Below are 17890 nucleotides of genomic sequence, written 5' to 3' on the forward strand. Positions count from 1 at the left end.
CGTCCCGCCGGGCAGCGAAATGGACTCGCCGTGTCGTCGGCGAACTACCGTGCCCTGCTGCGCACCCCGGGCGCCGCAGCCTTCTTCCTGCCGGCGTCGCTGGGACGCGTCGGCGTCGCGATGACCAACCTCAGCGTCGTCTGGCTCGTGCACAGCCACACCGGAACCTTCGCCGCGGCCGGCCTGGTCAGTGGCGCGTTCGCGGTGGCCGAAGCGCTCGGGGCGCCGCAACTGGCCCGGCTTGTGGACCGGTTGGGGCAGACCCGGGTCCTGCCGCCCGCACTGTTCGCCCACGCCGCGGCGGTGACCGTCCTGGTGTCCCTGGTCGCCGCCGATGCCCCCGACGCCCTTCTGATCCTGGGGGGCGGGCTGGTCGGGGCCAGCGTTCCACAGCTCGGCGCGATGTCCGCGGCACGGTGGGCGGCACTGCTGCGCACCGACCGAGCGGCGGAACTGCCCACCGCATTCGCGCTGGAGTCCCTCAGCAACGCGGTGGGCTACCTCGTGGGCCCGACACTGGTCAGCGCGGTCGCCGCAGCCGGGCATCCCGTGCTCGGCACGGTGCTGGCCGCCTCCTTGTCGGTGGTCGGTGGTCTGGTCCTCGCGGCGCAGCGCGGCAGCGCGCCCGCGCCGGCGGGCGACAGCGCCGCTCACGCCCCGCAGGACCGGTCGTTGCTGCGCAGCGAAGTCTTCCTGCTGATGGGCCTCAACCTGGCCATCGGTGTCTTCTTCGGTGCCATGCAGGTGTCGGTGACCGCCTTCGGGGTGGAGCACGGCGCACCGAGCGCCGCGGCCCCGATCTTCGCGCTCTCCAACTGCGGCGGACTGCTGGCCGGATGGCTCTACGGGCTGCGCCGGTGGCGTGTCCCGCCGCCGGTGCAACTGCCGGCGGTCACCGGTGCGCTGATGCTCGGCACGCTGCTGTTGCTCACGGTCGGCTCCCCGTTCGGGCTCGGACTGGTCGTGCTCCTGACCGGCGCCACGATCCCGCCCCTGCTGGCGCTCTTCTCCGTGCTCACCGAGTCGACCGTCCACCAGGCCGTTCTGACCCGGGCGTTCTCCTGGCTCGGCTCCGCCAGTGCGGCGGGCTCGGCCGGCGCGGCGGCGGTCTCCGGCTGGGCGATCGACACTCTCGGAGCACGTGGTGGTTTCGCGGTCACTGCCACGGCAGCCGCCGCGATGACAGTCCAGAGCATCGTCGGCCTACGTCTGCTGCGCAGCCGAAGGGGCCGTTGACGGGCGGAGCGGACGGCGAACTGAGGCCACCCGCCCGTGGTGTCACGGAGGCTGGAGGCCCAGTGGGCCCAACGGGGCGCGGGTGCGGGGACGCAGCGCGGGAAGGGCCTGGCCGCTCACCTCGTCGCGCAGGGCGAGGGCGACCTGCCGTGCGGGCCTCGGCGAGGGGCTGGTCATCACGGAGGAAGGACCAGGCGAGCAGGGGCACCGGGCCGGTGAGCATGCCCCTGACCGGAGCCCTGGCGAGCACGGGGGAGGGCCTCGCCGAGCCGGTCGGAGCAGGAGGCGACCTACAGCCTGGGCCGGTCGGCGAGGGCGCCCAGGCCGCGGCAGGCGTGGGTGGCGGCGCCTCCCCCGACGCCGAGTCCTCGGCGCAGATCATGCAGCTCATCAAGGAGATCGGCGAGGAGGAACGGCTCACCGTGCAAGCTGCGCGCGGCCGGAGCCACGACGGCGTTCCACGGCGCCGGGTCCGACACGCACCGCATCGTCGACCTGGCGGCGGCGATGGTGACCGTCCCGGCGGCGGGCGGTGCGGTGATCGATGTGTGCGGCCGCCCCCTGGAGATCGCCCCCGACCTCACCCGCCGTTGGTCGGGCGTGGTCGCGGTGGCGCTGCGGCTCGCGGAGGAACTGGCGGCGACGATCGCGGAACGGAGGACCGATGACCACCCGCAGCTCTCGTGATCCGCTCACGGGCGAGGAACCGACCGCACTCGTCGACGGCCTCGCGGGCCTGCCGTACGACGGGGAGGCCGTTCGACCAGCGGACGCACGCGCTGCAGACGGCTCGGCCGGCGAGGGACGCGGGCGCGGACGACGAACTGGTCGTCGCGGCGGCGCCGCACGACGTCGGACGCGCCCGGCCGGGCCGGGCCGAGCACCCGGGTCTGCCGCACGAGCCGGCGGGCGCCGCCTTCGCCAGGCGCCGGCTGGGCGAACGCGCGGCCTGGGTCATCGCCCAGCACGTGCCGGCCAAGCGCTACCTCGTGGCGACCGACCCCGGGCCACGCCCTGCTCAGCCCGGTCTCGGTCGCCTCCCTGAAGGTCCAGGGCGGCCCGACGGACGTGCGGGAGGCGGCTCGGTTCGCGGCGCATCCGCTGGCCGCGGACGCGGTGGCGCTGTGCCGCTGGAACGACGCGGCCAAGGACCCGGACGGTGCGCTGCCGGTGCCGGCCCTCCTGGGGGCCCACGCCCGCTGCAGGGCGGCGCGGCGGCCCTGACGGGTGGACGCAGCGGCGGCACACCCGCCCCTGCGTCCACCGCCGGTCCGGTGCGGCGAGCGATACCGTGCGTGACCACCTCCGGAGCCGGTCGTGATCTCTCCGGCAGGGGCGCAGGTTAGGCCATTGGTATGACGCGGAAGCGGATCGTTCCCCGGCGGCCCCGGAGGCGGCGCGTCGGAAGACGCGCAGGCCGCACCGGGGTCTGCCCCGACGAAGCGCGATCGAAGTCATTTCCTGATCGGCCTCCCGCCACGTCGGCTCGACTTCCGTCCGCCTCGGAGGCGCGAGATCCTGGTACTCCGACCGTGAACCGGCGAACAAAGGCGGGCGGGTGCGCGTCTCACGCCATGAAGCCCACCTCATGCTCACACGGCCCTCAGCGCGACGGTCACCGTCGCGACTTCACGAAGGAGACCGGGCGATGACTCTTCCGTCGTACCGTGACCGCAGAAGCGTGACAGCCCCGACGCGGGTACCCGGCCGGGCCAGTAACGCACGAAGACTGAGCACGGCCGCCGCCGTCGCGGCGATGCTCCTGGCCGGCTGTGGCACGGGCACCCCCCAGGCGGCCCCGCACTCCGGTGGACCCGGCCTGTCCCTCGTCCCGCCCGCCGCGCCTTCCCGATCCCGTTCGACGTTCGCTCCGGACCTCACCGCCGCGGCCACCGCGTGCACCAACAGCACGAAGCTGGCCGGGTGGTCGAACCGCCGGCTGGCCATGCTGACCATCGCCGTCCCGGTGTCGGAGACCTCGGTGTCCGACGTCACCTCCGAGGTGACCGCCGGTGCCGGCGGTGCAGTGCTGTTCGGGAGCAAGGCACCGTCCGACCTCGGCTCCCGGCTGACCGCCCTGAAGTCACATGTACCCGGCCACCTGGGCCTGTTGGTCATGACCGACGAGGAGGGCGGCGGCATCCAGCGCATGTCGAACCTCGTCGGGTCCCTGCCCTGGGCCTCTTACATGGGCACCCACTGGACCCCGGCCCAGATCCAGCAGAACGTCACGAAGGTCGCCAAGAAGATGGCGGCGGCCCAGGTGAACATGAACCTCGCGCCGGTGGTGGACGTCGACGGCAGGAACGTGGCACCCAGCAAGACCAACCCGGACGGCTGGCGTTCCTTCAGCGGCAGCACCTCGGTGGTCTCCAAGGCCGGTGTCGCGTACATGAACGGGATGCGTGCCGGAGGCGTGATACCCGTCGTCAAGCACTTCCCGGGCCTCGGCGGCTCCAGCTACAACTCCGACTTCGGTCCCGCCCGCACCCTGCCCTGGTCCACCCTGCAGAAGGTGGGCCTCCCGCCGTTCACCGCGGCCATCAAGGCCGGTGCCCCGGCCATCATGGTCTCCAACAACGTCGTGCCCGGCCTGGGCACCAATCCGGCCGGCCTGTCACCCACCGTCATCAGCACCGAACTGCGCGGCAAGCTGGGCTTCAAGGGCCTGGTGGTCACCGACTCGCTCAGCGCGAAGGCCATCTCCGCCGCCGGCTTCACCATCCCCTCCGCCGCCGTCCAGGCCCTGCGCTCCGGCGCCGACATGGTCATGTTCGACCTGGGGAGCAACGTCAGCTCCCAGACGTCCTCGATCGCCACGGCGATCACCAACGCCGTGACCGGCGGACACCTCGCCCGCAGCCGCCTCATCGACGCGGCGGGGCACGTTCTGGCCGTCCGGCATGTGAACCTCTGCTCCTGAGCGGGCTACAGCGGTGCCGGGGACGAGGCGCCCGCGATCAGGAGACGGGGATTCCCCGTGCCGTCCGCCGGTACGCTCCACAGGTCGCTGCCGCCGACCTTGCCTTCGCTCGGCAGTGCATAGGCGACGGTGTGGTTGTCGAGCCAGGTGGCCTGGTCGTCGACGCTGTGGCGTTCGGAGAGCGCCGTCTCGTGGAGGGTCTTCAGGTCGAGCACGTACTCGTGCCAGAGCGAAGTACCGGACAGGACCCGCTTCTTGAAGGCGATGCGGGTCCCGTCGGGGGAGAGCGAGGGACACTCCACGTTCTGCACCAGGGTGGTGACCGTGCGCCGGGAGAGGGAACCGCGCACCAGGTACGTACGGTCGGCGGTGTTGAGGGTGGCGTAGAACGTGTCGTCGTCGGAGGCGAAGGTGACGCCCCAGAAGTTGACGTCCGAGGCGCGGTACGGCTTTCCGTCCAGGACGATGGAGAACGTCTCCAGGCTGGGAGTCAGCCGCATGGTGCGGGCGTCCAGCACCGAGGTCCGGGTGGAGAAGAACGCGGACGAATAGGACTCGCCGGAGACGAAGACCGTCCAGGCGACGAAGCGGCCGCTGGGCGAGACCCGGGCCCGGCTGGGAGTGCCCGCGAGCGGGAAGGTGCGCCTCGTGCGCAGATCGGCGTCGAGCAGCAGGGCGCGGTCGCTCTGTTTGAGGACGCCGGTGACGGACTGGAGGCAGACTCCCGTGCCCGCCGCCGCGTAGAAGCGCGCGCACTTCAGCTCCGAGGCGATCCGCCCGCCCTCGGGATCGGTGGACGGGACCGAGGCGATCGCGCCGCGGTGCGGGCCGGCGACCGCGTTGACGAAGGCCAGGCGCCCCTTCTGGCCGAGTTTCGGCGTGCCCGTGCCGACGGTGGGGCCGCCCGGCTGCGGCTGGTCGGCCCGGTCCGCGCGGGCGGCGGCGTGCAGGACCACCCCCGTGCCCAGACCCCCGAGGAGCAGGACGGCCGTGAGGAGGATGAGCAGGCGGCGGCGCAGCGGTGTCATGCGGATCCTCGGGGCTGTGGTGGTCATCGGGTCCCTCCCGCCGGCCGCAGCACGAACCCCGCGACGGCCGCGGTACACAGCAGACCGACCGCCGAGCCGGCCAGGGCCGGGCCGTCTCCCCACACCGTCCAGGCGGCGCCGAAAGCCAGTGAGCAGCAGAACCGGGCCAGGGCCTGGCTGGTGCCGACGATGGCCAGGCCGCTGGCGCGCAGCCGCTCGGGCACGATGTCGGCGAGCGCGGCCGGGAGCACCCCGTCGGTGGCCGCGTAGAACGCGCCGTGCAGGGCGAGTACGAGACAGGGCAGGGCCGGTGTGGCGGGGGCCCACAACAGCAGGGCGTAGCCGGTGAGCAGACCCATGTGCCCCGCGAGGAAGACGGTGCGCCGCCCGACCCGGTCGGCCAGCGCACCCACGGGTACGGCCAGCAGCAGGAACACGACGGCGGTGCCGAGCGGCAACAGCGTGAACCACTGCTCGCCGACACCGGCGCGCCGTTGCAGCAGCAGGTAGACGAAGGCGTCGCTGACGGTGGTCAGGCCGAGCAGTGCCGCACAGCCGGCGAGCGCCCGCAGCCGTGGCAGGCGCAGCAGCACCAGCGCATCGTGCACGCGGACCCGCGGCCTGCCGTTCGCCACGCCCGGGCCCACCTGGTCCGTGCCCTCGTCCGTCCGCTCGTCTCCCGGGTCGCCTCTCTGCTCGGATGCCTGCGCCCCTCTCGGCCTGCCCGGCACGAACAGCACCAGAACGAGCACGCCGAGCGCGGCGACGCACGCGCTCACGCCGAACACCGCGTCATAGCCGTCCACCGCGGTGCGCAGGATGAGGAAGGCCGCCAAGGGGCCGAGCATCGCGCCGGTCGTGTCCATCGCCCGGTGCACACCGAAAGCCCGGCCCTGGTTCGCGGCCGGCGTCGACAGGGAGATCATCGCGTCGCGCGGAGCGGTGCGCAGGCCCTTGCCGGTCCGTTCGAGGGCGAGGACCGTGCCGAGCGTGCCCAGACTGCTCGCGAGCAGGAGCAGGGGCTTGCACAGCGCGGACAGGCCGTAGCCGAGCCCGGCCACCAGCTTGTGATGGCGCGCCCGGTCGGCGAGGTGACCGCCGGTGAGCTGGACCAGGGCGCTGACGCCGTTGTAGACGCCGTCCAGGGTGCCGAATCCCAGCGGGCTGAAGCCGAGCGTGGTGACGAGGTAGAGCGGCAGGACGGCGGTGACCATCTCCGAGGAGATGTCGGTGATCAGACTGACCGTGCCCAGCACGAGCACGACCGGGGCGACCCTGGGCACGGCGCCGCGTCCGCGGCCCTGCTCGGTGTCCGCCCTGGGTGGCGTGGAGCGGTCGGTGAGATACATGGTCGAGAGAACTCCAGGTGCGGTGCGGATCAGGCCTGTCTGCTGCTCTCGTCCCGGAGCCAGGTACCGAAGTCCTGGGCGCGGATGGCCTTTTCGGCCCCCCGGCGGGCGACGACCGCTGCCGCGGCGAAGACCACCACGCCCGCCAGCAGCTTCGGCTCCCCGCGGAGCACGGTGAGCAGATCCGCCTTGCTCGTGCGCGCCGTGGCCTCTTGTGGATGTCGGTGCTGTTCGACCTGTGCGGTGGACACCGCGGCCCGGATGCGTCGCTTGATCAGGTCCGGCCAGGTGCGCGGCGGGTGGACCTCGACCCGGGCCGCGCCGACCACGAGCCGCTCCTCGGGGGCGAACGCCAGGGACGCGGCCAGGTCGTCCGCCATCAGCGGAGGGAGCGCGGCGATCCTGGCGTGCCCCGCCTCGGAGACCGCGATGACGCCCCGGCCGAACAACCCCTCGCGTACGGCCGGCAGCCGCTGCCACACCCGGTAGTAGGCGCGCACCCGCCACGCACAGCCGCTCAGCGGAATCCGCCGTTCGGGGGCGGTGGCGAGGACGCCCGAGGCGTCGGCGTTCAGCGGCTCGGCCAGCGCCCGTACGTCGGCGCCCGTGAGCACCACGTCCGCGTCCACGTAGAGGCGGGGGAAGCCCCGCGCGTGATCGTCCCCTGTGCGCAGGGCGACGTGCTTGGAGGGGACGGGGATCTCGACCACCCGGACCCGCGGCCCCCGGGCGGCCGCGATCCGCGCGGTGTCGTCCGTACAGCCGTTGCACACCACCACGATGTCGTTCTCGGCCTCGGCGGAGTCGGCCAGCAGCGCATCGAGGAGCCGCCCGATGACTCGTGCCTCGTTGTGAGCCGGGATCACGATGCTCGTCACCGGGGCAGTATGCAGCCAAAATCGCTCATGCGATGCGTGTTTCGTCCAACTGTTCCCGCGACTGCGACTGGTGGTCTAGATTGAGGACCGCCGGATCGGTTTGGGTGGGAACTTGTTCTTGATGGCGCGTCATGGTGCGGCCCGGTGAACGGAACACGCCGTATCAGCATGCTGGGGGCATGAGGCGGTTGGGGAACCGCCGAAGCTCTCTCGCTTTCAGTGCCGCTGTGTCGAGGGCACTTCGACCGGGGGGTAGCCGCGCATGTGGGGGGAGGCATGACCATTGAGGTCACGCATGAGCACCTGGTTGTCGAACACAGAGGTCCGAGGTCCCGCCGAAGACGGTGGGAACGGAAGTACCGGATCGTCCTGCTGGTCGCGGACGGCTTCGCAGCAGCAGCCGCCGCCTTACTGATCCACACGGCCTACGGCCGCTGGGCGGTGACCCTGGTGCTGCCCCCGACGTGGATCGTCGTCATGTTCGCCCATCGCACCTACGACCGCAGCACTCTCGGTCTGGGGACCGAGGAGTACCGGCGCGTGCTGCGCGGCGCCGTCGCGCTGCCGGCGCCGGCCGCGGTCACGTACTGGTTGTTCACGCATGACGAGGCCCTCCTCCATGACATGATCATGGCGGCAGTGCCGGCCGTGGCGATCGCGCTGCTGATCCGGTACACCCTGCGCCGCCGACTCCGCAGACGATGGGCGCGGGGCCGGGACCGCAGCGCCACGCTCCTGGTCGGGCCGTCGCACGGCATCGTGGAGCTGGCCGCGGTGCTGCGGCGCGGCGGCGTACAGGAACTCCAGGTCACCGGGGTGTGCCTCAGCGATCCGGAAAACGCCGGGGTCACGCGCAAGTCGGGGATCCCCTTCCTCGGCGGGATCGGCGACATGAACGACGTCGTCCGGGCCCTGGGCATCCACACGGTGGTGGCACTGCCGATCCCCGACGCGGACGCCTCCGTCCTGCGCCGGATGTCCTGGACGGCGGCCGTACAGGGCGTCGACTTCGTCGTGGCCCCCCTCCTGACCGACGTGTCCGCCGCCCGCCTGGCGGTACGGCCCACCAACGGTGTGCCGCTGATGCGGATACAGGCGCCGAACCTCTCCCGGTTCTCCCGGCTGCCCAAGGAACTGCTGGACCGCACGCTCGCGGCGGTGCTGCTGGCGGTCCTCGCCCTGCCCATGCTGCTGATCGCCCTGATCGTCCGGCTGGACAGCGCCGGGCCCTCGCTGTTCAGACAGCAGCGCGTAGGCCGGTACGGAGACCACTTCACCATGCTCAAGTTCCGCACGATGCGGCCGGATTCGGAGGCGCTCCGGGCGGAGCTGGCGCACCTCAACCAGAACAGCGACGGCCTGCTGTTCAAGGTGAAGGCGGACCCCCGGGTCACGCGGGTCGGCACGCTGCTGCGCCGCAGCTCGCTCGACGAGCTGCCGCAACTGCTCAACGTCGTCAAGGGTCACATGTCGCTCGTCGGCCCCCGCCCGCCGTTGCCCGAGGAAGTGGAGGAGTACACGCCGGACATCAAGCGCCGGCTGCTCGTGAAGCCCGGCCTCACCGGACTGTGGCAGGTCAGCGGACGCTCCGACCTGCCCTGGGACGAGGCGGTCCGGCTCGATCTGGGATACGTGGACAACTGGTCGATGACTCTCGACCTGTCGATCCTGCTGCGCACCGGGTCCGCAGTGGTGCGGGGAACGGGGGCCTACTGATGGACCAACGGAAGAGGAACCAAGTGACGCAGACCACCGAGCCGTTGGGCGTCGCGGTCGTCGGGGCCGGCTACTGGGGACCCAACCTCGTACGCAACTTCCAGGCCAGCGACAGGTTCCGGTTGCGCCGGCTGTGCGATCTCGACGTGGACCGGGCTCGGCGGGTCCTCGGCGGCTACTCGACCGTCGAGGCCACCGCGGACTACGCGGCCGTCCTCGCCGACCCCGCCGTCGACGCCGTCGCCGTGGCGACCCCCGCCGGCACCCACCTCGACATCGCCCTGGCCGCCCTGCGCGCCGGCAAGCACGTCCTGGTGGAGAAGCCGCTCGCGGCGACGTACGCCGACGGGATGCGCCTGGTGGCCGAGGCGGAAGAGCGCGGGCTCACCCTGATGTGCGATCACACCTACTGCTACACGCCCGCCGCCGGCCGTATCCGGGAGCTGGTCCGCTCCGGCGAACTCGGCGAGATCCACTTCGTCGACTCCGTCCGTATCAACCTCGGGCTCGTGCAGAAGGACGTCGACGTGCTGTGGGACCTCGCCCCGCACGATCTGTCGATCCTGGACTTCATCCTTCCCGACACCGTCGAGCCGGTGGCCGTCGCCGCGCACGGGGCCGACCCGATCGGCGCGGGACAGGCCTGCGTGGCCTATCTGACGCTGCAGCTGAACACGGGGGCCATCGCCCACGTGCACGTCAACTGGCTGTCACCGACCAAGGTGCGCACCACCATGGTGGGCGGTGCCAAACGCACCCTGATCTGGGACGACCTCAACCCCCTGCAGCGGGTGGCGGTCTACGACCGGGGAGTGGACCTGGCCGCGCCGCAGGAGATCGGCGCGGACGAGCGCCGGGAGATGCTCGTCTCGTACCGGTCCGGGGACATGGTCGCGCCCGCCATCGGCGAGAAGGAAGCGCTGCGCAGCATGGTCGAGGAGTTCGCCGACGCGATCAGGGGACGCCGGGCGCCGCTGACCGACGGGCGGGCGGGCCTGCGGGTGCTGGACATTCTTGAGGCGGCGTCCCGGAGCCTGGAGTTCCGGGGCGCGGTCGTCGGCCTGCGTGCCGGGCGTTGACGGCTTAATTCAGTGAGAGGGAAGCGCAGTTGAGCAGCGTACGAGGCAAGAAGATCCTGGTCACCGGGGGAGCGGGCACCATCGGCTCCAACCTCGTCGACCTCCTGGCCGAGGGCGGCGCCCGCGAGATCGTGGTGCTGGACAACTTCGTGCGCGGACGGCGGGCCAATCTCGCCCAGGCCCTGCCGAGCGGCGTCGTGGAGCTCGTCGAGGGCGACGTCCGGGACGCCGACACCGTACGGAAGGTCACCGAGGGCGCCGACCTGGTGTTCCACCTCGCCGCGATCCGCATCACCCAGTGCGCGGAGGAACCCCGGCTCGCCAACGAGGTGCTGGTCGACGGCACCTTCAACGTCCTGGAGGCGGCGGCCGAGGCCGGCGTGGCCAAGGTGATCGCCTCGTCCTCGGCGTCCGTCTACGGCATGGCCGAGACCTTCCCGACGACCGAACGCCACCACCCGTACAACAACGACACCTTCTACGGCGCGGCGAAGGCCTTCAACGAGGGCATGCTGCGCAGCTTCCACGCCATGTACGGACTGGACTACGTGGCACTGCGCTACTTCAACGTCTACGGCCCCCGGATGGACATCCACGGCCTCTACACCGAGGTGCTCATCCGCTGGATGGAGCGCATCGAGTCGGGCGAGCCGCCGCTGATCCTCGGCGACGGAACGCAGACCATGGACTTCGTCGACGTCCGCGACATCGCCAGGGCCAATGTGCTGGCCGCCGAGTCGGACCTCACCGACGAGGTGTTCAACATCGCCAGCGGTACGGAGACCTCGCTGAAGGGCCTCGCCGAGGGTCTGCTGGAGGCGATGGGGGCCCAGGGCCTGGAGCCGGTGCACGGGCCCGCTCGCGCGGTGAACGGGGTGACCCGCAGGCTCGCGGACACCTCGCAGGCCGCCGAGCGGCTCGGCTTCACGGCCCGCATCGACCTGCGTACGGGGCTGCGCGACCTGGTCGAGTGGTGGCGCGCGGAACGGAAGGCGGCCAAGTGAGCACCGACCGCATCCCCGTGATGATCCCCTGGCTCGGCGAGGAGGAGGCCCGGGCCGCCTCCGACGCGGTGCTGTCCGGGTGGGTCGCCCAGGGCCCCCGGGTCGCCGCCTTCGAGAAGGCCTTCGCCGAGCGGGTGGGCGCCGAGCACGCCGTCGCGGTCAGCTCGTGCACCACCGCCCTGCACCTCTCGCTCGTCGCGCTCGGGCTCGGCCCCGGCGACGAGGTCGTGGTGCCCTCACTGTCGTTCATCGCCACCGCCAACGCCGTGCGTTACGTCGGGGCCGAGCCGGTGTTCGCCGACGTCGACCTCGCCACCGGCAACCTGACTCCGGCCACCGTGGACGCGGTGCGCACCGTCCGCACCAAGGCCGTCCTCGCCGTGCACCAGGGCGGCGTGCCGGCCGATGTGCACGCCCTGCGCACCGCCTGCGCCGACTGGGACCTGCCCCTCGTCGAGGACGCGGCCTGCGCCATCGGCTCGACCGTCGGCGGCAAGCCCGTGGGGCACGGCGCGCTGCTCGCCGCCTGGTCCTTCCACCCCCGCAAGCTCGTCACCACGGGCGAGGGCGGAATGATCACCACCGACGACGCCGAGTGGGCGGCGCGGCTGCGCCGGCTGCGCGAGCACGGCATGAACGCCTCCGCGGCGGACCGCCACGCGAGCGACAAGCCCGTCCTGGAGAGCTACCTCGAGGTCGGATTCAACTACCGGATGACGGACGTCCAGGCCGCGGTCGGCATGGTCCAGCTCGGGAAGCTCGACGCGATGATCGCCCGCCGCCGCGAGCTGGCGGCCCGCTACGACACGCTGCTGCACGGCGTCCGCGGCCTCACCCCCGTGCGCGACCCCGCGCACGGGCAGAGCAACTTCCAGTCCTACTGGGTGCTCCTGGACGAGGACTTCCCCGTCGGCCGGGACGACCTGCTCGCCGCGCTCGCCGGGGCCGGCGTCTCCGCGCGGCGCGGAATCATGGCCGCGCACCTCGAACCCGCCTACGCCGACCACCCCCGCGCACCGCTCCCGGTCACCGAGCGCCTCACCCGCGACTCGCTGATCCTGCCCCTGTTCCACACGATGACCGAGGCGCAGCAGGACCGCGTCGTGACGGCACTGCGCGAACAGGCCCGAAGATGACCGAACTCGTGATCATCGGCGCGGGCGGCTTCGCCCGGGAAACCGCCCAGGCCGTGGCGGACGGGGCCGAGTTCAAGCTGCTCGGGCACCTGGACGACAACCCCGCCCTGCACGGCACCGAGGTGGACGGCGTGCCCGTCCTCGGCGGCTGCGACCTGGTCCACGACCTGCCCGGCGCCCGGGTGGTGATCTGTGTGGGCAACCCCCGGGACCACGCGGCCCGCGCCCGGCTGGTCCGCCGGCTCGCCCTGTCCGCCGACCGCTACGCCACGGTGATCCATCCGACGGCGGCCGTGTCCTCGACCTGCGAGGTCGGCCCCGGCTCGGTCCTGCTCGCGCACTGTGCGCTGACCGCCGCCGTGCGGGTGGGCGCGCATGTCGCCGTGATGCCCCATGTGGTCCTCACCCATGACGACGTGGTCGAGGACTACGCCACCATCGCGTCCGGCGTCCGCCTGGGCGGGGGCGCGCGGCTGGAACAGGGCGCCTACGTCGGCTCCGGAGCCCTGGTCAGGGAAGGCACGACGGTCGGCGCCTGGTCGCTGGTCGGAATGGGGAGCGCCGTGCTCGGCGACGTTCCGCCGGGCGAGGTCTGGGTGGGGAGCCCGGCCCGACGGCTGCGCGCGGCGGACACGCCCGCGCTCGACGAACTCGCGTCACCGACAGTGGGGGGACCGCTGACATGAACCAGATTCCTCTTGTGGACCTCAAGGCGGCCCATGAGGAGGTCGCCGACGAGGTACGGGCCGGATTCGAACGGGTCCTGGCCGACACCGCGTTCGTCGGGGGCGAGGAGGTCCGCCTCTTCGAGCGCGAGTACGCGGACTTCGGCGGTGTCGCCCACTGCGTGGGTGTCGCCAACGGCACCGACGCCGTCGAACTCGCCCTGCGTGCCATCGGGATCGGACCCGGTGACGAGGTCGTCGTACCCGCCAACACCTTCATCGCCACCGCGGGCGCGGTGGCCCGGATCGGCGCGCGCCCGGTCCTCGCGGACTGTCTGCCCGACAGCTACCTCCTCGACCCCCAGGCCGCGCTGGACGCGGTCGGCCCGGCCACCCGTGCGGTGGTGCCCGTGCACCTCTACGGGCAGATGGCCGGCGTGCGGGAACTGACCGGCCGGCTGCCCGACCGGGTGCGGGTCGTCGAGGACGCCGCCCAGTGCCAGGGCGCGACCCGCGACGGCCGGTCGCCGGGCAGCGGCGGGGTCGCGGCCACCAGCTTCTACCCGGGCAAGAACCTGGGCGCCTACGGCGACGCGGGCGCGGTGCTGACCGACGACGGGGAACTGGCCGACCGGGTGCGGGCGATCGCGAACCACGGCGGCGTCGCCAAGTACCGCCATGACATGCCCGGGTTCAACAGCCGGCTGGACGGGCTGCAGGCCGTCGTCCTGCGAGCGAAGCTGGCGCGGCTCGCGGACGGCAACGCGGCCCGGCGGGCCGCCGCGGCCCGCTACGACACGCTGCTCGCCGACCTCGCGGCCGCCGGCCGGCTCGTGCTGCCGACGGCGGCGGCCGGCAACGTCCACGTGTGGCACCTGTACGTCGTCCAGGTCGCCGGCGCGGACCGCGACGACCTCGTGGGCAAGCTCAACGCGGAGGGCATCGGCGCTGGGGTGCACTATCCCGCCCCGGTTCATCTCACTCCGGCGTACCGCCATCTCGGTCACTCCCGTGGCGACTTCCCGAACGCCGAGAAGGCGGCCGAACGGATCCTGTCGCTGCCGCTGTACCCGCAGATCACGCCCGACCAGCAGCAGCGCGTCGTCGACACGCTCACCGGCGCGCTGCGCGCCTGAGCGGCGCCCGGCTTCGCGTACCACCCCGACTCCCCTGGGTCGGTCCTGCACAGCACCGCTGAGAGGTACACATGAACAGATGGAGCAGACGGATCCGGGGCCTGCGCCTCGCCGTCGTAGCGGCATTGATATGGGCGGTGCTCCCGCAGGCTGTGCCCGCCCAGGCTGCGTCCGATCCGTGCGGAGCGGGCTCGAACCCGATCGTCTGCGAGAACTCCAAGCCGGGCAGCCCGATGTCCGACTGGTTCGCGCCCAACGCCTACGGTGACATCCAGGGGTTCTCCACCAAGGAGAGCGTCCAGGCCGGTGACACCGTCCAGTTCAAGGTCCAGTCGAAGGTCCCGTACCACATCGAGATCTACCGGCTGGGCTGGTACGGCGGCGACGGGGCGCGGGAGATGTCGACCGCGGCCCAGGCAGCGGTGACCTATCCGGCCAACTACGCCACCAAAGCGGCCAGTTGCACCACCAAGAGCAGCACCGGCCTGGTGGACTGCGGCAACTGGCCGGTGACCGCGAACTGGACGGTGCCCAGCGACGCCGTGTCGGGCCTCTACATCGCCAACCTCACGCAGAACGACGGTGACGGCCTGATGCCGTACCCGTTCGTCGTCCGCAACAACTCCAGCACCTCCGATCTGGTCGTGCAGACCAGCGACCAGACCTGGCAGGCCTACAACGACTACGGCGGCCAGGACCTGTACGGAGGCGCGGGACCCGCGCCGGACGGCCGCGCCTACGAGGTCAGCTACAACCGGCCGCTGGACATCGGCGGCGACAACGGCATCTACGGCTCCGAGTACATGATGCTGTCCTGGCTGGAGCGCAACGGCTACGACGTCAGCTACCTGTCCGGCGTGGACGTGTCCTCGGCGGCCGGCGCCACCCTGCTGGAGAAGCACAAGGTGTACATGTCCTCCGGCCACGACGAGTACTGGACGCAGAGCCAGTACTCCAACGTCCTGGCGGCCCGGAAGGCCGGTGTGCGAGAGGCCTTCTTCAGCGGCAACGAGGTCTTCTGGAAGACGCGGCTCGCCCCGAGCATCGACGGCACCAGCACGGCGGACCGGACCCTGGTCTGCTACAAGATGACCAAGATGGCGCAGAACAACGGCGTCGCCGACCCCAGCGGCGTCTGGACCGGCACCTGGATGGACCCGGCCAGCACCCAGTACGGGCAGGACTACCAGCCGCCGAACATCCTCACCGGCTCCATGTTCACGGTGAACGGCTACCGCAGCGACGCGATCACGGTCCCCGGCCCGTACGGAAAGAACCGGATCTGGCGCAACACCTCCATCGCCAACCTCACCGCCGGCCAGACCGCCACCTTCCCGACGGGCACCCTCGGCTACGAGTGGGACAGCGACATCGACAACGGCACCAGGCCCGCCGGCGAGATCGACCTGTCGTCCACGACGGTGGACATCGCCGACGGCAAGCTCCGCATGGACTGGGGCAACGTGTACGGCAACGGCACGGCGACGCACAGCCTCGTCGAGTTCCGCGACCAGGACTCGGGGGCCCTGGTGTTCGGGTCGGGGACCGTGCAGTGGTCGTGGGGCCTGACCAACATCCCGGTGAACAACCCCGCTGACACGGTGGTCACCGAGGACTCCCGGATGCAGCAGGCGACCGTGAACATCCTCGCCGACATGGGCATCCAGCCGAAGACCCTGCAGAGCAACCTGGTCGCCGCCACGGCCTCCACCGACACCGCCGGCCCGACCGTCACCGTCACGAGTCCGGCCTCCGGGGTCACGGTCCCGGCGCTGAAGCCGGTCACCATCACCGGTACCGCCACCGACTCCGGCGGCGGCGTGGTGGCCCGCGTGGAGGTGTCCACGGACGGCGGGAAGACCTGGAACGCCGCCACCGGCCTGGCCTCCTGGAAATACAGCTGGACACCGACGACCCCGGGCTCGGCGTCCGTCAAGGTCCGCGCGGTCGACGACAGCGTGAACATCGGCGCCGTCACCACCCTCCCGGTGACCGTCGGCCCCCAGGCCTGCCCCTGCACCATCTGGCCGGCCTCGGCCGTGCCCGGCACCGTCAACGCGGGCGACGGAAGCTCGGTGGAGCTCGGAGTCAAGTTCCGCACCACGGTGGCCGGTTCCATCACCGCCGTTCGTTTCTACAAGTCACCCGCGAACACCGGAACCCACACCGGCAGCCTGTGGAGCGCCTCCGGCACCCGCCTGGCCACCGGCACCTTCACCAACGAGACGGCCTCCGGCTGGCAGCAGCTGAACTTCGCCACCCCGGTGACCGTCAAGGCCAACACGACCTATGTGGCGTCGTACTTCGCGCCCAACGGCGGATACTCCTACGACGGCGGTTACTTCTCCGCCAGCGACGCCGGCCTCGCCCCGCTCACGGGCCTCAAGTCCGGCACCGACGGCGGCAACGGCGTCTACCACTACGGCTCGACCAGCGCCTTCCCGTCCTCGCAGTCCTCGGGCAGCAACTACTGGGTCGACGTCGTGCTGGACACCTCGACGGCCAGCACGACCCCGCCCACCGTCACCTCCACCTCCCCGACGTCCGGGGCGACCGGCGCGTCGATCACGGCACCGGTGTCGGCCGTCTTCAGCTCGGCCGTCGACGCCGACAGCGTGACGTTCTCCCTGAAGGACCCGGACGGCGACGCCGTACCGGGGACGACGACGCTGTCCGCGTCGAACAAGGCGACCTTCACCCCGTCGACGGAGCTCGCGCTGAACACCACGTACACCGCCTCCGTCCAGGCCGCCGACCTGTGGGGCAACGCCATGGCCGACCCGGTGACATGGACCTTCACGACCAGTTCCAGCCCGCCCGCGGTCACCTGCCCCTGCTCCCTGTGGAACTCCTCCGCCGTGCCGGCCACCACGGACACGACCGGCGACGCCAACTCCGTCGAGCTCGGCACCCGGTTCACCTCCTCCGTGGACGGCTGGGTCACCGGCGTCACCTTCTACAAGGGCACCGGCAACACCGGCACCCACACCAGCAGCCTGTGGTCGGACAGCGGCACGCTGCTCGCCACCGGCACCTTGACCAACGAGACGGCGTCCGGCTGGCAGCAGCTGACCTTCGCCACCCCGGTGGCCATCACCGCCGGCACCCCCTACGTCGTCTCCTACCACGCGCCGAGGGGCAACTACGCGGTGGACGGCGGCTACTTCGCGGCAGCCCACCAGTCCTACCCGCTGACCGCGACCGCCGACACCACCGCGCACCACAACGGGCTCTACAGGTACGGCACCGACTCGGCCTTCCCCAACAACTCCTACGGATCCGCGAACTACTGGGTCGGGCCCCTCTTCACCGCCGACAACCCGAGCACGATGCTGTCGACGCCCAACGCCTCGGAGGTGACCACGTCCTCGGTGACGCACACCGCCGACGCGGGCAGCCCCCTCGTCGCGACGGTGCCCGCCTCGGCCGCGCCGTCCTCTGTCCGGGCGACCGTCACCGTCCTGTCCGGCCCCCAGGCGGCCGCCGCCAGGAAACTCCACGTCACGGCCGTCACCTCCTACGACCGTGCCACCCACCGGATGTCCGTCCACCTGTCGGCTCCCCTGCCGGACGGCACACGGTTCAAGGTCACGGTCATGGCCCGGGACAAGCACCGCCGTCCGGTGGCGTCCCACAGCTGGACCCTGACCAGCAAGACCGTCCGCAAGAAGAAGAACTGACCGCCCGGCACCCACCGGTGGTGGGGGGGGGGGGGGGGCGGCGCGGCCCCCGCCGCCCCC

The 17890-nt window shown here is 71.8% G+C and carries 16 protein-coding genes and 1 pseudogene; 12 read left to right on the forward strand and 5 right to left on the reverse strand.

The features are described from left to right. Positions 1–30 precede the first annotated feature (30 nt). Positions 31–1236 carry an MFS transporter gene (locus AB0L59_RS40955; protein ID WP_365592951.1) on the forward strand — a complete coding sequence of 402 codons (1206 nt, stop codon included), beginning with the start codon at positions 31–33 and terminating at the stop codon, positions 1234–1236. Here AB0L59_RS40955 and AB0L59_RS40960 read toward each other — a convergent pair. Then, positions 1157–1618 carry a hypothetical protein gene (locus tag AB0L59_RS40960; RefSeq protein ID WP_365592984.1) on the reverse strand — a complete coding sequence of 154 codons (462 nt, stop codon included), beginning with the start codon at positions 1616–1618 and terminating at the stop codon, positions 1157–1159. The two genes, AB0L59_RS40955 and AB0L59_RS40960, sit on opposite strands and share 80 nt — an antisense overlap. Then, positions 1527–1715: a hypothetical protein gene (locus AB0L59_RS40965; protein WP_365592990.1), complete on the reverse strand. Its 189-nt coding sequence runs from the start codon at positions 1713–1715 to the stop codon at positions 1527–1529. The genes AB0L59_RS40960 and AB0L59_RS40965 overlap by 92 nt, the downstream gene beginning before the upstream one ends. Positions 1716–1743: 28 nt before the next feature. On the opposite strand from AB0L59_RS40965, the gene AB0L59_RS40970 reads away from it, so the two are divergent. The 4 genes and pseudogenes from AB0L59_RS40970 (at position 1744) to AB0L59_RS40985 (ending at position 4159) form a co-directional block, all read left to right on the forward strand. Next, positions 1744–1923, forward strand: a complete 180-nt coding sequence (locus AB0L59_RS40970) for a hypothetical protein (RefSeq protein WP_365592953.1) — start codon at positions 1744–1746, stop codon at positions 1921–1923. Continuing rightward, positions 1920–2195, forward strand: a pseudogene (locus AB0L59_RS40975) (hypothetical protein); the annotation flags it as partial. The gene AB0L59_RS40970 and the pseudogene AB0L59_RS40975, both read left to right, overlap by 4 nt. Before the next feature lie 109 nt (positions 2196–2304). Continuing rightward, positions 2305–2460 (forward strand): hypothetical protein, encoded by a 156-nt coding sequence (locus AB0L59_RS40980; protein WP_365592993.1) that lies wholly within the window; start codon positions 2305–2307, stop codon positions 2458–2460. A 457-nt stretch (positions 2461–2917) separates the two neighbouring features. Beyond that, complete coding sequence (locus AB0L59_RS40985; RefSeq protein WP_365592958.1) at positions 2918–4159, forward strand: glycoside hydrolase family 3 N-terminal domain-containing protein; 1242 nt, start codon at positions 2918–2920, stop codon at positions 4157–4159. Between the two features lie 5 nt (positions 4160–4164). Here the strand turns inward: AB0L59_RS40985 and AB0L59_RS40990 are convergent, their stop codons facing one another. Genes AB0L59_RS40990 through AB0L59_RS41000 form a run of 3 tightly spaced genes read right to left on the reverse strand, consistent with a single transcriptional unit; the run spans position 4165 to position 7414 of the window. Then, positions 4165–5187 (reverse strand): TolB-like translocation protein, encoded by a 1023-nt coding sequence (locus tag AB0L59_RS40990; protein ID WP_365592987.1) that lies wholly within the window; start codon positions 5185–5187, stop codon positions 4165–4167. 23 nt (positions 5188–5210) lie between these two features. After that, positions 5211–6536 (reverse strand): MFS transporter, encoded by a 1326-nt coding sequence (locus AB0L59_RS40995; RefSeq protein ID WP_365592959.1) that lies wholly within the window; start codon positions 6534–6536, stop codon positions 5211–5213. A 29-nt stretch (positions 6537–6565) separates the two neighbouring features. After that, positions 6566–7414 carry a glycosyltransferase gene (locus AB0L59_RS41000; protein ID WP_365592961.1) on the reverse strand — a complete coding sequence of 283 codons (849 nt, stop codon included), beginning with the start codon at positions 7412–7414 and terminating at the stop codon, positions 6566–6568. Between the two features lie 276 nt (positions 7415–7690). Between AB0L59_RS41000 and AB0L59_RS41005 the strand changes: the two genes are divergently transcribed. The 7 genes from AB0L59_RS41005 to AB0L59_RS41035 all read left to right on the forward strand — a co-directional run bounded on the left by AB0L59_RS41005 (position 7691) and on the right by AB0L59_RS41035 (position 17830). Then, positions 7691–9130, forward strand: coding sequence for a sugar transferase (locus AB0L59_RS41005; protein WP_365592963.1), 1440 nt, complete (start codon positions 7691–7693; stop codon positions 9128–9130). A 23-nt stretch (positions 9131–9153) separates the two neighbouring features. Continuing rightward, positions 9154–10209: a Gfo/Idh/MocA family oxidoreductase gene (locus AB0L59_RS41010; RefSeq protein WP_365592966.1), complete on the forward strand. Its 1056-nt coding sequence runs from the start codon at positions 9154–9156 to the stop codon at positions 10207–10209. 29 nt (positions 10210–10238) lie between these two features. Beyond that, complete coding sequence (locus AB0L59_RS41015; RefSeq protein WP_365592969.1) at positions 10239–11213, forward strand: SDR family NAD(P)-dependent oxidoreductase; 975 nt, start codon at positions 10239–10241, stop codon at positions 11211–11213. Then, positions 11210–12349: a DegT/DnrJ/EryC1/StrS family aminotransferase gene (locus AB0L59_RS41020; RefSeq protein ID WP_365592971.1), complete on the forward strand. Its 1140-nt coding sequence runs from the start codon at positions 11210–11212 to the stop codon at positions 12347–12349. The genes AB0L59_RS41015 and AB0L59_RS41020 overlap by 4 nt, the downstream gene beginning before the upstream one ends. After that, positions 12346–13035, forward strand: a complete 690-nt coding sequence (locus AB0L59_RS41025) for an acetyltransferase (RefSeq protein WP_365592973.1) — start codon at positions 12346–12348, stop codon at positions 13033–13035. The genes AB0L59_RS41020 and AB0L59_RS41025 overlap by 4 nt, the downstream gene beginning before the upstream one ends. Then, positions 13032–14150, forward strand: a complete 1119-nt coding sequence (locus AB0L59_RS41030; protein WP_365592976.1) for a DegT/DnrJ/EryC1/StrS family aminotransferase — start codon at positions 13032–13034, stop codon at positions 14148–14150. Before AB0L59_RS41025 ends, AB0L59_RS41030 begins: the two co-directional genes overlap by 4 nt. Before the next feature lie 71 nt (positions 14151–14221). After that, complete coding sequence (locus AB0L59_RS41035; RefSeq protein WP_365592979.1) at positions 14222–17830, forward strand: DUF4082 domain-containing protein; 3609 nt, start codon at positions 14222–14224, stop codon at positions 17828–17830. Positions 17831–17890 lie beyond the last annotated feature (60 nt).

The sequence above is a fragment of the Streptomyces sp. NPDC052109 genome (assembly GCF_040680195.1).
In the GTDB taxonomy this organism is placed as follows: domain Bacteria; phylum Actinomycetota; class Actinomycetes; order Streptomycetales; family Streptomycetaceae; genus Streptomyces.